Genomic DNA, 13,239 nt, shown 5'->3' with positions numbered 1-13,239 from the left:
ATAGGGTGGGCGACGGCGGAGGCGGGCCCATATCCTACAAAATACGTAGTTTACGCAGGAGTAGCCTGAGTGATCGCGACCTTGCGGACGACACCGGCGCCGAACGCTTCGGGGGCCGATGCTTCCACTACCTTGCGGAACTGGTCGAGGCTGGGCAGCAGCCCGTCCTTGCCCGCTGCCATCGGCGTCTTGAAGGTGCGCATGTTGATGGCGTGGAGCAGCAGCGGCAGCCGCGCGGTCACCTCGGACGACTTGTCCTCCGGCACCTCGAGGTTGAACTGGAACTGGACATAGCCGGTCAGGCGGCCGTCATCGGCCGAGACAAGCGGTGCGAGCAGCTTGTCGACGGGCACGAACGCCGTCTTGACTTCCTCTGCAGCTGCCGGAGCCGAAGCGGCCTGGGCGGGGCGGGGCCCCAGCACCAGCAGGGTGCCGAATGCAGCAGCGCCCCCCAGGCCAAGCCCGGAGAGCAGCACGACGATCAGGAACAGGATCTTCTTCATGGCGCCGATACTCAGAACTTGAAGCTGCTGTCGGTCGGCAGCGACGAAGCTTCCGCCTTCAGGACGATGGTGATCCGCCGGTTCTCCGGTCGATCGGGCTGGTCCGGGAACACCGGCCGGGTGCCGCCCATGGCGACGACCTCTGCAAAGCGGTCCGCTGTCATGCCCGATGCGATCATCGCCTGGCGCGCGGCGAGCGCGCGGGCGCCCGAAAGCTGCCAGTTGGCGTCGCTCTGGCCGCCGCCCGAGGCATCGGTATGTCCCTCGATCGCGATCTGGCCACCCGACTGGGCGAGCTTGGCCGCGGTCTTGGCGAGCAGCGAACGGGCGAACGGATTTAGCTCGGCAGTGCCGGCGCGGAACATCGACTGCTTGTCGGTGTCCATCAGCGTGATGCGCATGCCGTCGCGGTCGGGCTGGATCGCCACGCTCTTGCGGCCCTGGTCCTGCGGCACGGAATCGAGCGCGACCTGCAGCTCGCTGGCGAGGACGCGCATCGAGGTGTCGGGCACATTGGCGGTGCCGCCGCGCGCCGCGCCGCTGGTCGCGGCCTCGGTGGTTGGCGTGCCATTGGCGCGGCTGCTGTCGTTCGACGAACGGCGCGCCTGGCCGCCGGCACCTTCCGACGTTCCCATCACGGGAGTCGACGGCGCGGTGTCTGACACGGTCGGCGAGAAATAGGCGGCGAGGCCCTTCAGGCGCTGCTTGTCCGGATTGGCGATCAGCCATAGCAGCATGAAGAACGCCATCATCGCGGTCACGAAGTCGGCATATGCGACCTTCCAGGCGCCGCCATGGTGACCCCCGGCGACCTTCTTGACCCGCTTGATGATGATCGGACGATCATTGCCGCCATAAGCTGGCATGGTCAGGCGCTCCGAAGCGCGTCGCGCATGCGCTGCTGCACGGCGCCGAGGCGGATATGGCCGATCGCGGTGAGCGAGTCCTCGCCCCCGGCAATCCGCTCGAGCAGGTTCACGCACTCATCGGCATGCTGGATGAGATAGTCGAAGTCCTGCAGCTGCTCGAGGTACGAGGCCGCGAAATGCTCGTCGCATACGAGCACTTCCGCCAGTGCCTCGAGCTTCACCCGCATCTCGCGGATCTCGTTCGCCACCACGGTGTGGAGCGTCGACGAGAAGGGGTCGAAGCCGGAGATCGCCTGCGAACCGGAGAGCTGTGAGGGGATGGGCATGCAGGACATCAGAACAGCTCCAAATCGCCACCGGAAACCGGGGCTTGAACGGGGACCAGCGGGCGCTCGGGCACGCGGTCCGTAACCTTGACGCAGCGGCTGCGGCCCTCATGCGGCAGGAACTCGATCTTGCGCGCGCTCGTTCCCCCCAGGTCCGCATGCGCCACCTGGATGCCTTCGGTTTCCATGAAGCGGCGCGCGAACGACGCGTTCGAGGAGCCGATCGAGCCCAGTCCGGAGACGATGTTGGCACCCCCGTATAGATGCGCCATCAGCCGGCCGCGCACCGCGCCCTTCTGCATCATCCCGTTGATGACCACTTCCATGGCATGCACGCCGTAGCGCGCCATCTCGGCGGCACCCACGCGCTGGTCCGCGCTGGGCTCGCCGAGCAGGAAGTGGTTCATGCCCCCGACCCGGGCGACCGGATCGAACAGACAGGCCGCGACGCAGCTGCCGAGCAGGGTGGACACGACCACCCCCGGCTCGGCGACCACGGCATGCTCGCCCTGAACAATGGCGAGCCGGCGCATCAGGTGAGCTCGCCGAAGACGCGCTCGATCTTCTCCTTCAGCGCGGCGGGCGCGAAGGGCTTCACGACATAGTTGTTCACACCCAGGGCCGCAGCCTTCTGGACGATCTCCTTGTCCGACGAGCCGGTGAGCATGATGAACACCGTCTTGCCGATCACCGCATCGGTGCGGACCGCTTCCAGGAACTGGAGGCCGTCCATTTCCGGCATGTTAAAATCGGAGATGATCAGGTGCACGCGGTCGGCCTTGACCGAGGCCAGGGCTTCCTGGGCACTCGGCTTGTCGCGCACGTCCTTGAACCCGAGATCCTGCAGAGCGCGACGGATCATCGCGCGCATGCTGGTCTGGTCATCGACCACCATCACCTTGATCGCTGCAGCAGCAGGCATCAGACGCTCCCAATCTTTTCGCGGCAGGCCTTGAGGATCGCCTCAGGCATGCCAGACAAACCAACTTCATGTTCCACCGCACCCAGCTCCTTGGCTGACCGCGGCATCCCCCAGACCACGCAAGTTTCCTTGCTCTGGCCCAGCGTACGAGCACCTGCCTGGCGCATGGCCAGCATTCCTTGCGCACCATCCGAACCCATGCCGGTAAGGATCACGCCGACCGCGGCGGCGCCCAGCGGCGCGACCGAGTGGAACAGCGTGTCCACCGAAGGCCGGTGGCCGGAGACCGGATCGCCATCGCGCAGCTTGATATGGCCGCGAATGCCTCCGCGCAGCTCCATGTGGCGCTGCCCTCCAGGAGCAATATAGACGGTTCCAGGCAGCACCGGTGCGCCGTCCGTAGCTTCCACGACATTGACCCGGCATTCGCCGTTCAGCCGCTCCGCAAAGTTGCGGGTGAACGCGGCCGGCATGTGCTGAACGATCAGCACCGGCGGGCAGTTTTCGGGCAGGGCAGGGAGCAGCGAGAACAGCGCCTCGACGCCGCCCGTGGACGAGCCGAGCGCGATGATCCGCTCGCCGACCGCACCGGCCGCGAGGGTCGGCTGGACGGGCAGGCGCTGCGGCCCGGCGCGGGCGACCGAACGGGCGGCGGCCTTCACCTTCTCGCAGAGCAGCACGGCGTCGCGCTCGATATCCTCGGGCGTACCGCTGGGCTTGGTGACATAGTCGACCGCGCCCAGGCGGAGCGCCTCGATCGTCACTTCCGCGCCGCGGGCGGTCAGCGTCGAGCACATCACCACCGGCATCGGCCGGAGGCGCATGATGCGCTCGAGGAACGACAGCCCGTCCATCCCCGGCATCTCGACGTCGAGCGTCAGCACATCGGGGTTGAGCTGCTTGATCATCTCCCGCGCCGCGAACGGCTCAGGCGCCATGCCGACGACCTCGATTGCCGGGTCCGCGGCAAGCATGCGCTTGAGCGTCGCGCGCATCGAGGCGCTGTCATCGACGATAAGCGTACGTACCGGTGCCATCAGTGCACCTCCGGCTTCTGATAGATGGTGTGACCGCACGAGCGCATGTGGCGCGCCGCCGGCCCGATCAGCCGTTCCGAGTGACCGATATAGAGGTGCGCGCCGGGAGCCAGCTGGTTGACGAAACCCGCCTCCAGCTCTTCCTTCGCGGGATCCCCGAAATAGATCATCACGTTACGGCAGAAGATCACGTCATAGGCGGCCTTGAGCGGCCAGGGCTCGAACAGGTTGAGCACCTTGGCCGTCACCAGCGCGCGTGCCTCGTCGGCCATCTGGTAGCCGCCCTGCACGGGCTTCATCCAGGTGGAGCGATAAGGCTCGGGCACCGCCTCGGCGACGTTGTCGGCATAGAAGCCGCGACGTACCGATTCCACGACGTGCGGTGCGATGTCGGTGGCGAGCAGCCGGACGTCCGCATTGCGCAGCCAGGTCGCGGACGTGCGGTCCGGGCCGAGCAGGCACATGGCGATCGTATAGACCTCCTCGCCCGACGAGCATCCCGCCGACCAGATCCGGATCGGGCCCTGCTTGCGCTTGAGCACCGGCAGGACGTGTTCGCGGAAATGATCGAAGTGATGCGGCTCGCGGAAGAAATGCGTGTGGTTCGTGGTCAGCGCCACCACCATCGCATGGCGTTCCACCGGGTCGCTCTGCACGAGCGCGACATAGTCGGAGAACTTGGCCAGGCCGTGCTCGCGCAGCCGGCGCCCGAGGCGCGACTGGACGAGCGTGGTCTTCGCCTCGCTCAGCGCGATGCGCGCATCCTCGTGCATGATGGCGGCGATGGCGGCGAAATCGCGGGGCGTGAGCTCCGCATTCGCCGCCGCCATGCCCACCCCGACGCCGGCAGGCGCCAGGGCGCCCCCGGCGGCGGTCACGCTGCGAGATCCAGGTGCTTGGTCAGGCTCAGCGCGTCGAGGTCGAGCAGCAGCACCATGGTGCCCTTCTCGTCCCGGGTGCCGTCCTTCTGGCGCGTGGCGATGCGCACCAGGCCCGCGATCACGGTCGGCTCGATCGTCTCGACCTCGGGGGCCGGCTGGATCTCGGTCTCGCCGATGGCGACGATGTCGTTGACTTCGTCGACCAGGAAGCCGGCCTGCTTGCCCGCGATGTTGACGACCAGCACGCAGGAGCGGGCGTGGATCACGCTCGGCTCCCAGCCCAGGCGCTCGGCGAGGCCGACCACCGGGATCACGTTGCCGCGCAGGTTGGTCACGCCCTTGATGAAGCCCGGGACGTTGGGGAGCGGGGTCGGCTCGTCCCATTCACGGATTTCGATCAGCGCGCGCATGTCGATCCCGAAGGTCTGCTGGGCGAGCGAGAAGGTAACGATCTTGCGGTCGGTACCGGCGTTGTCGTTGGTCGTGGTCATGCTGCCAGTCCTTTCGGGGTATAGCGGTTGGTGGAGGCGACGAGCGCCTCGATATCGAGGATGAGTGCGATCGAGCCGTCACCAAGGATGGTGGCGCCGCCCAGGCCGCGGATCGGGTGGAGATTCTGGTCGAGGCTCTTGATGACGACCTCGCGGCGATCATCGATCGTGTCGACGACGAGGCCGACCTTGCCCGAACCTTCGCTCTCGACGATCACGACGAGGCTGTCCTCGACCGCGCGGTCGTCGTTCAGCCCGAAGATCTCGGTCGTGCGCTTTACCGGCACATATTCGCCGCGCATGTCGATCACTTCGCTGTCCGGCGCGGTGCGCTTGACCTGGCCCGGCTCGGGCTGGACCGTCTCGAGCACATGCGCGAGCGGCAGCACGAAGCGCTGGCCGGCGAGGCGGACGATCATGCCGTCCAGGATCGCCAGGGTGAGCGGCAGGATCATGGTGAAGGTGGTGCCTTCACCCGGAACCGAGTGGATCTCGATGCGGCCGCCAAGCGCTTCCACGTTCGAGCGGACCACGTCCATGCCCACGCCGCGACCCGAGATGTTCGAGATCGTTTCCGCAGTGGAGAAGCCCGGGGCGCAGATCAGCTGATCGATCTCTTCGTTGGACAGCTGCGCATCGGCGGGGATGATGCCCTTTTCGATGGCCTTGGCCTTGACCCGCTCGCGATTGATGCCGCGGCCATTGTCCGAGACCCGCACGAAGATGCGCGCGCCCTTCTGCTCGGCCGAGAGCTTGATCGTACCCTCAGGCGACTTGCCCGCGGCGATGCGCTCCTCGGCGCTTTCCAGGCCATGGTCCGCGGCGTTGCGGATCATGTGGGTCAGCGGATCGCCGATCTTCTCGATCACGCCCTTGTCGACTTCGGTCGTCTCGCCGGTGGTCTCGAGGTTGATCGTCTTGCCGGTCTCGACCGAGAGGTCGCGCAGCATGCGCGGCACGCGGCTGAAGGCCTGCTTGATCGGCTGGGCGCGCAGCGACATGACATTGTCCTGGATCTGGCGCGTCAGGCGGGCCAGTTCCGGGAGTTCCACGCGCTGGCGATCGGCCGGCGAGAGCCGGTCGGCCAGGATCGAGTTGCGGATCACCAGCTCGCCGACCAGGTTGAGCAGCAGGTCGAGCTTGCCCAGGTCGACGCGGATCGTCTGCTGCGCATCGCTGTTCGCCTTGGGGGCGATGGCGGGCGTATCGACGCTGCCGACGGCCGGCGAGGCCGCGGCGATCGTCTCGACGACGCGCTGCATCTCGGCGGCGAAGTCCTCGACGCCGGCGGTCACCGGCACGAAGCCGAACTCGTCCGCGGCGGCAACCTCGACTACCGGCGCGGTGGCCGGGGCAGCGTTCTCGTCACGGCGGACCTCTACGATCGAATCCGGTGCGACGAAGTCGAAGCAGTCGTTGATGTCGCTCTCGCTCACTTCGCCCGGAACGCGCAGCGTCCAGGTGAAATAGGCGTCCTCGGGATCGAGGTCGCGCAGCGGCGGCACCGTCGAGGTGTCGACCGCGACGATCTCGGCGCCGAGCGCTTCGAGTTCGCGGACGATCAGCAGCGGCTCGCCGGCATTGGCCAGCGCGGCGCGCGAGGGCTTGAAGGTGACGATCCACGGTGCGTCCGCGGCCGGAGCCTCGGCGGGGGCGTCGAAATCGTCAAGCGACACGGCCATCGGCACGAAGCCGAACTCGTCCGCCTCGTCGGCGGCAGCCGGCGCGGCCGGAGTCTCCACCGCCGCCGGTATGGGGGCGGTGGAGTTGGCCACGGGCGCGCCGTCATCGGCGCCCTTGTTCTCAAGAACCTGCTCGAGCGCGGCGAGCGCGGCCTGGTCGGCCGGGCGGGGCGCCAGGCCCTTGGCGGATTCGACATGGTCGGTCAGGATGTCGAAGGCGCTCAGCATCACCTTGACCACGCCGGGGCTCGGCGGGATCTTGCCGCCGCGCACTTCGTCGAGGACGTTCTCGAACTTGTGCGCGAAGGCGGTGAGGTCAGCATGGCCGAACGCGCCGGCGCCGCCCTTGATCGAGTGGACCGCGCGGAACACGCCCGCGATGGTTTCGGCCGAGACGTCGCCGGCCTGCATGGCCGAAAGGCCCTGCTCGGCGGTCACCAGACCTTCGGCGCATTCTTCGAAGAAGATCGCCTGGATTTCGTCGAGTTCGTCGCTCACGGGCACACGCGGCGGATGGCCGCCCCCAGCTTGGTGGCTTCGAACGGCTTGGTGATCCAGCCGGTGGCGCCGGCCGAGCGGGCGCGGGCCTTCTTCTCGTCCGAGAATTCGGTCGACAGCACCAGGATCGGGGTGCCGCGGAACTCGGCGACGCCGCGCACCGCTTCGATCAGCTCGAAACCGTCCATCTTCGGCATGTTGATGTCGGTGATGAGAAGGTCGGGCTTCACTTCGTGCATGCGCTCGAGGCCGTGTTCGCCATCATTGGCGCTTTCGATGCGAAAGCCCTGGGCGGTCAGCGACGTCTTGAGCAGCATGCGCATGCTCGCCGAATCATCGACGGTAAGGATCAACTTGCTCACAGAACGTCTCCGGTCTCGAGGCCGATCGCCGCTGCCAGCTGGCTGCGGTTCACGCGATCGACGAATGCGGGGCTAGGGTTGGCGATGCGGAATTCCTGGCCGCCCGCAGCAGCTTCGGCGCGCGCGGCGACGAGGAGCTGGAGGACGGCCTGGCCGACGCTCTCGACTTCCGACGCATCGATTTCGATCGCGTCGTCGAGGTCTGCGGCGAGCACGAGGCGCACGCGCAGGTCTTCGGCCGTAACGGTGGTGCCATGGGCGGGGAGGCGCAGCGCGCGCTCCTCGGCATCAGGCAGCTGCTGGGACTGGTCCATTCTTGGCCTCGTCAAGTGCGGTTTCGAGTTGCTGGAAGGTCGGCGCGTAGGCCGACGGCGTCATGCGGCGAGCAATTTCAATGGCCACCTGAACCGGCTGGTTCTGGGCATAGGCGACGATTGCCGTCTTCACGATCTGGAAGGGCTTGCAGTCGGCATCGATCGTCTCGAGCAGCTTGGAGGCGAGCGGGCCCACCACGCAGTAGCTGAGCAGAACGCCGAGGAAGGTGCCCACGAGCGCGCCGCCGATCATCGAGCCGAGGATCTCGGTCGGCTGGTCGATCGAGCCCATGGTCTTGATGACGCCGAGCACGGCGGCGACGATGCCGATCGCGGGCAGGCCGTCGGCCATGATCTGGAGCGCGTGCTGCGGGCCGGCCTCTTCGTGGTGATGCTTCTCGATGTCCGCGTCCATCGCGGCCTCGATCTGATGCGGGTCCTCGAAGTTGACCGTCATCATGCGGAGATAGTCGCAGACGAACTCGATCAGGTGATGGTCCTTGAGCAGGCGCGGATAGGGCGCGAAGAGGTTGCTCTCCTCGGGCTTGTCCAGGTGCGGCTCGAGTGCCGTGGCGCCACCCTTCTTGAAGGTTGAGAGCACGGTGAACATCAGGGTGAGCAGGTCCTTATAGTCCTGCGCCTTCCACTTGCTGCCCTTGAAGGCACGCATGATGCCCTTGCCGGCGTTCTTCACGGTCGACATCGAGTTGGCGACGATGAACGCGCCGATCGATGCGCCTGCGATAGCCATCATCTCGTGCGGCAATGCGTGCGCGATGATCTCGAACTTGCCGCCCGAGATCACGAAGCTGCCGAATACGCAGACGAGAATGATGATGAATCCGATGCCGTTGAGCATGGCGGTTCGCCCAATGTCCCTGTTGTTTCCAGAATTATAGGAAGGTTTTGCCGGGGCAGGGTCGCCGCCCCGGCAAATTGGTTAAGCGGCCTCGGCGGCGCGGTCCTGCCAGTCGATGACGGCCAGGTAGTTGCGCAGGCGGTTCGCCTCGAGCGAAGCCAGCAGCTTGTTGTTGTGCCAGGGCATGATCATCTCGGCGAGCGCCGGCGCCCAGGGGGCGGAGGACTCGAAGAGCACGCCCAGGCCGAACACCGCGGGCACATGCGCCCAGGCGAGCTGGCGGTCGTCGGTGCGGGCTTCGTCGAGGAAATCCTCTACCGCGGTCAGCACGCCGTTGCGCGGGCCGCCCTCGTGCAGTGCCCAGGCGAAGCTGCCGGCGCCGCGGAAGCCGCGATTGGGGGTGCAGGCCGCGCTGCCGAGCGCCACGCCGCCCTCGAAGCTGTAGGGGTGGCGGTGTTCCTCGGGGATGCGGTCGGGTGCGTAATAGCAGTCGCGCCGGGCGCAGGGCCAGGAGACGTCGTGCATCAGCGCGAAAAGCGGCTTGCCGTCGCGGCGCGCCAGCCGGTCGGCGATGCGCAGCTCCTCGATCACGGTGTAGTAGTTGTGGTCGCCGTCGATCACCCAGGCGTCGATGTCCGCGAGCTCGGGCATCGCGTCATGGCTCGGCTTGGCGATGTGGCGCACCTCGGGGGTCTGGTTGACCCAGTCGATGAACTCCTGCTTCGGCGCCGGATCGATGCTGGTCAGGCTACCGCCGGTCGCGCGGGCATAGGCGGCGAGCTGCTGCGAGGTGCCGCCGAACTCGGCGCCGACCTCGGCAATGTTGCGGGCACCGGCGATGTGCAGCGCCTGGAGGATGATGTCCGAGAATTCGGACATGGAGTGGATCAGCAGAGTCATGCGACGGCTCCCATGAGCGTGGTGGTGGCGGGCGCGGGCGCGGCGGGCGCGCGCGCGGCAATCGGGCGGAATGCGATGGCGAGCATCATCGGCCGGTCGCCCTGGCGGGGCGGCGGCGGCACCATCATGAAGGAGAACTCGTTCTCGCAGCGGAAGAGGTGCGGCGCGACCTGATCCATGCCTTCGAGCGAGGGCAGGGCATCGATCTCGCCGGTGCCGTGCTGGATCTTGTCGCTCAGGAAGGTTTCGACCGGCATGAACACCGCGCTCTCCACCTGGACATAGTCGTAGAGCTGGCCGAACTGGACGCCCACCGAGAAGCGGCTGTCGCCGATCGGGATGGGAGCCAGGTAATAGCCGTCATGCGTCGGCGTGGCGGTCACGTTGCCGGTCGAGACCTGGTTGCCGTCGGCGACGATCAGCGGGAGCGAAATCGAGTTGTCGACGAAATCCTGGTACTTGAGCGGCATCGCGAAGCGGCGCTGGGCGAGCAGGCTCAGCTTGAGCGCCAGCCCTTCGCCGTGCAGCTCGGCTGGCAGGTACATGCGCTCGGCGCCCTTCATGTAGAACAGGCCGCGCTGGCGCAGGCCCTTCTTCGCGATGGCCGGGTCGAACAGCGAGACGGTGTTGTCCACGCCCAGGTTGATGTCGTGCTCGAACTCGCCGAGTACCGCCAGCTCGGACCCGAGCGGCACATACATCAGCCGGCCGAGGACGGCCGCGGCAGCACGGCGCCACATGACCATCTCGTGCGCCGGCGCGACCGCGCGGATGATCGCTTTGCCTTCGTCGCGAACGAAACGCAGGCAGCCTTCCTGCACCCGGTCGCGCACCGCCGACTGGCGCGACTTGATCGAGTTGCCGCGGCGGATGGCGGTGCCATCCTTCTCGTAATCGACAACCGAGCCCTGGGCCGCGGTGCATAGCTGCTCGAGCACGGCGACATTGGCGCACAGCGATTCCAGTGCCGCGCAGTCATAGTCGTCGTGGCCGATAAAGCCCTTCTTATCCAGGCCGCTGCGCGACTGCTCGCGCAGCAGCAGGTAACGGCCGGCGACCTTCACGCCGAGCGCGGCGGCAAGCAGGCTGTCGATATCGTTCTGGACCGAGCCGTTATAGCCCAGGTCGACCAGCATCAGCGTGTCGCCCTTGGCCGGGTTCACTTCCTTGCGGACATGGGCGACCAGCCGCTCGGCAAAGGCACGCGAAGTGGCGATGATGCGGCGCATGCGCTGCGGCTCCTGTACCGCCCGCATGAATGGCAGGGGGCGGCTGTTCTCCTTGAGCAGCTTGGCGGCTTCGGGGGCCGGCAGCAGCAGCTGCTGCGCAACCGCGCGCAGATCGCTCAGGATTTCGCGCTGGACATAATGCTCGACCTCTTCCGCGGTGCGCAGCGAGGCGGCGGTGGCGGTGAAGCGGCTGATCTCGACGGCGTGGCCGGTGCGGCCGCGTGCCTCATGCACCAGCTGCGGCAGATAGCCGTCGCGCATCAGGAACACGGCATGGACGGTGCCGCCATTCTGCGCCTGCAGCGCGGCAGCTTCCTCTTCCAGCCAGCGGTCGAAGCCGAGCAGTGCCGGCCCGAGCGTGGTGTAGCCGAGCACCTCGGCCGTGTCGCTCATCTGCGGCTCGTTCGCCGCGATCGTCGCGCGATGCGGCTGATGGGTGATCGCCAGGCCCGCTTCGGTCGCATGGAAGATGTTGCTGATCGCGCTCTCCAGCCGGATGCGCTGCTCGGTGCCTTCGGTGAACTGCTTGAGGTGCAGTGTATTGACGCCGAAGGGCGCGACGCCGTCGACGTCGGCCTTCTTGTTGTCGCCGATGTGCAGGATTTTCTCGGGCGCAATCTTCAGTGCCTTGAGCACCGGCTCGTACAGGCCTTCGCTCTTCGCCTTGCCGTAGTGCGACGAACAGAAGATGCGGCCGATCAGGCCGGCGACTTCCTCGCCCGCCGCGGCGGCGATCAGCCCGCGCAGCTGCTTTTCGTCGAGATAGGTGTCGGAGACGATGATCGTCTCGATGCCGCGAGCCTTGGCAGCGCGCATCAGCTCGACAGTGGGCTCGAACGCGAAGCAGTGGCGCGCCTCGGCGTCGAGCTCATCCTGCACGGCGGCGCGGCGCTCGGCGGTGCTCGCCTTGGGCATCAGCTCGGCGTAGATTTCGTCGATATGGACTTCATTGCGGCGGTGGCTGACGGCGGCGTTGTTACGCGCGGTCTGCTCGGCCCAGCCGCGCTGGAGCAGATTGGCTTCGCCCAGCGCGCCGAACAGGTCGCGCGGGGCATGCACGTCGCGCCACAGGAGCGTGTCGAAGCAGTCGAGCGACAACAGGGTCACGCCCGGATAGGCGTCCAGTGCCGACGGCAGCGCGTGCGGAAGGATAGCGTTGGCCAATGATTTTCCCCGGATGCGCGCCCGAAATCGGGTGGGCGCAGTAATCTTATAGGATGTTCGCACCCGGAGCGGTCGCAACCGTCCTAGAATGAAGGGTCAAGCAAATGGAGCGAGCATGACCCTTAGTGCTTATCAGGCAGCCCGTGCCCGGGCCGAAACGCCGCGCTCGGCGGAGCTCAGGTTGTTGGGCGAGATCACCGGCGAGATGATGGATGCGGAAGAGCGGGGCGCGAAGGGCGCGCTGCTGATGCCGTCGCTGCATCGCAATCGCGAGATGTGGCACGCCTTCACCACCGATTGTAACGACCCCAATAATGGCCTGCCGCGCGACCTGCGCGCGCAGATCGTCTCGCTCGGCCTGTGGGTCGATCGCTACACCAGCGACGTGATCGCCGGCCGTGAGCGCATCCGCGAGCTGATCGAAGTCAACCGGATGATCATCGAAGGCCTTCGCGTCCCGCAGCGCGTCGCCGCCTGAACCATTCTCCGATCGACAGAAAAGGGCGCCCGGCAATAGCCGCGGCGCCCTTTTTCCTTTCAGTCAAGCGGGTCGGGCTAGCGGCCGCGCCGGAAGCTGAGCCACAGCGCGGAGACCAGGAAATAGAAGGCGCCGAATGCGGCATAGGGGGCGATGTCGGTGATACCCGGCGTCGCGCTTCCTTGCGCGCGCTGGAAGAAGAAGATGCCGGCCAGTGCCGACTGGGCGCCGCTCAACACCATCACCCACTGCGCACCGTAGGTCTTCCAGCGCCGTATCCCGGTGGCGAGCTGCAGCAGGCCGGCAAGGAGCGCCCAGATGCCGAAGATGGCGAGCACCGCATGCATGTTACCGAGCATCGCCGCCACGGCGAGCGTGGTCAGGAAACTGACGGCCATGTTGAACGCTTGGGTGAGGTTGCGCCCCAGGCCGCCGTTGCGGGTCGCGTCGACCAGATTGGCGACTGCGTCCCAAGCTGGATAGACGACCAATAGCCCGGCTCCGATCACCGGTGCGTTTTTCCCGATCGTAAACGCCGCGGCGACCCAGCAAGCGGCGACCAGCCCGCGTACCCAGTAATAGCTTCGTAGCCCGGCCACATCCTCGGCGGCGACGCCGGGCGCCCCATTTCCCGGGCGGTGCTCGATCACTTCCGACATTCGAATCTCCATCTACCTACTAGTAGGTATATTCCGCTAGCCACTTGCCTCCTCGCCGGCAATTG

Annotated in this window: 16 protein-coding genes; 1 reads left to right on the top strand and 15 read right to left on the bottom strand. The window is 66.7% G+C overall.

From position 1 onward, the window contains the following. Positions 1–50: 50 nt before the first annotated feature. The 14 genes from AAHM44_RS09725 to AAHM44_RS09660 all read right to left on the bottom strand — a co-directional run bounded on the left by AAHM44_RS09725 (position 51) and on the right by AAHM44_RS09660 (position 12,037). Complete coding sequence (locus AAHM44_RS09725) at positions 51–503, bottom strand: hypothetical protein (RefSeq protein WP_184168616.1); 453 nt, start codon at positions 501–503, stop codon at positions 51–53. An 11-nt stretch (positions 504–514) separates the two neighbouring features. Next, a complete protein-coding gene (locus tag AAHM44_RS09720; protein ID WP_269576123.1) occupies positions 515–1,369 on the bottom strand; it encodes a flagellar motor protein MotB in 855 nt (284 codons plus the stop codon). Positions 1,370–1,371: 2 nt separating this feature from the next. Beyond that, positions 1,372–1,698, bottom strand: coding sequence for a hypothetical protein (locus tag AAHM44_RS09715; protein WP_342249840.1), 327 nt, complete (start codon positions 1,696–1,698; stop codon positions 1,372–1,374). A gap of 8 nt (positions 1,699–1,706) precedes the next feature. Next, on the bottom strand, positions 1,707–2,231 hold the full coding sequence (locus tag AAHM44_RS09710; protein WP_184168613.1) for a chemotaxis protein CheD: 525 nt from the start codon (positions 2,229–2,231) through the stop codon (positions 1,707–1,709). Continuing rightward, positions 2,231–2,620 carry a response regulator gene (locus AAHM44_RS09705; RefSeq protein ID WP_184168612.1) on the bottom strand — a complete coding sequence of 130 codons (390 nt, stop codon included), beginning with the start codon at positions 2,618–2,620 and terminating at the stop codon, positions 2,231–2,233. The genes AAHM44_RS09710 and AAHM44_RS09705 overlap by 1 nt, the downstream gene beginning before the upstream one ends. Further along, positions 2,620–3,657, bottom strand: a complete 1,038-nt coding sequence (locus tag AAHM44_RS09700) for a protein-glutamate methylesterase/protein-glutamine glutaminase (protein ID WP_269576120.1) — start codon at positions 3,655–3,657, stop codon at positions 2,620–2,622. The genes AAHM44_RS09705 and AAHM44_RS09700 overlap by 1 nt, the downstream gene beginning before the upstream one ends. Then, a complete protein-coding gene (locus AAHM44_RS09695) occupies positions 3,657–4,535 on the bottom strand; it encodes a CheR family methyltransferase (protein WP_409372639.1) in 879 nt (292 codons plus the stop codon). The genes AAHM44_RS09700 and AAHM44_RS09695 overlap by 1 nt, the downstream gene beginning before the upstream one ends. Beyond that, entirely contained in the window at positions 4,532–5,029 is a 498-nt protein-coding gene (locus AAHM44_RS09690; protein WP_184168610.1) for a chemotaxis protein CheW, read from the bottom strand. The genes AAHM44_RS09695 and AAHM44_RS09690 overlap by 4 nt, the downstream gene beginning before the upstream one ends. Then, on the bottom strand, positions 5,026–7,209 hold the full coding sequence (locus AAHM44_RS09685; protein WP_269576119.1) for a chemotaxis protein CheA: 2,184 nt from the start codon (positions 7,207–7,209) through the stop codon (positions 5,026–5,028). Before AAHM44_RS09685 ends, AAHM44_RS09690 begins: the two co-directional genes overlap by 4 nt. Continuing rightward, positions 7,206–7,571 carry a response regulator gene (locus tag AAHM44_RS09680; RefSeq protein WP_269576118.1) on the bottom strand — a complete coding sequence of 122 codons (366 nt, stop codon included), beginning with the start codon at positions 7,569–7,571 and terminating at the stop codon, positions 7,206–7,208. Before AAHM44_RS09680 ends, AAHM44_RS09685 begins: the two co-directional genes overlap by 4 nt. Beyond that, a complete protein-coding gene (locus AAHM44_RS09675) occupies positions 7,568–7,885 on the bottom strand; it encodes an STAS domain-containing protein (RefSeq protein ID WP_184168607.1) in 318 nt (105 codons plus the stop codon). The genes AAHM44_RS09680 and AAHM44_RS09675 overlap by 4 nt, the downstream gene beginning before the upstream one ends. Then, a complete protein-coding gene (motA, locus tag AAHM44_RS09670) occupies positions 7,860–8,744 on the bottom strand; it encodes a flagellar motor stator protein MotA (RefSeq protein ID WP_342249839.1) in 885 nt (294 codons plus the stop codon). Before motA ends, AAHM44_RS09675 begins: the two co-directional genes overlap by 26 nt. A gap of 81 nt (positions 8,745–8,825) precedes the next feature. Next, positions 8,826–9,644: a class I SAM-dependent methyltransferase gene (locus AAHM44_RS09665; RefSeq protein ID WP_269576116.1), complete on the bottom strand. Its 819-nt coding sequence runs from the start codon at positions 9,642–9,644 to the stop codon at positions 8,826–8,828. After that, entirely contained in the window at positions 9,641–12,037 is a 2,397-nt protein-coding gene (locus AAHM44_RS09660) for an HAD family hydrolase (RefSeq protein WP_342249838.1), read from the bottom strand. The genes AAHM44_RS09665 and AAHM44_RS09660 overlap by 4 nt, the downstream gene beginning before the upstream one ends. A 115-nt stretch (positions 12,038–12,152) precedes the next feature. Here AAHM44_RS09660 and flaF point away from each other — a divergent pair, with 115 nt between their 5' ends. Continuing rightward, on the top strand, positions 12,153–12,515 hold the full coding sequence (gene flaF / locus AAHM44_RS09655; protein ID WP_184168603.1) for a flagellar biosynthesis regulator FlaF: 363 nt from the start codon (positions 12,153–12,155) through the stop codon (positions 12,513–12,515). Positions 12,516–12,592: 77 nt separating this feature from the next. Here flaF and AAHM44_RS09650 read toward each other — a convergent pair whose 3' ends face one another. After that, positions 12,593–13,174, bottom strand: coding sequence for a DUF308 domain-containing protein (locus AAHM44_RS09650; protein WP_342249837.1), 582 nt, complete (start codon positions 13,172–13,174; stop codon positions 12,593–12,595). Positions 13,175–13,239 lie beyond the last annotated feature (65 nt).

The organism is Sphingomonas sp. OTU376 (genome assembly GCF_038440415.1).
GTDB lineage: Bacteria > Pseudomonadota > Alphaproteobacteria > Sphingomonadales > Sphingomonadaceae > Sphingomonas > Sphingomonas kyeonggiensis_A.
Note: the sequence above shows the minus strand (reverse complement) of the source record. Positions and strands in the feature narration are given on the sequence as shown.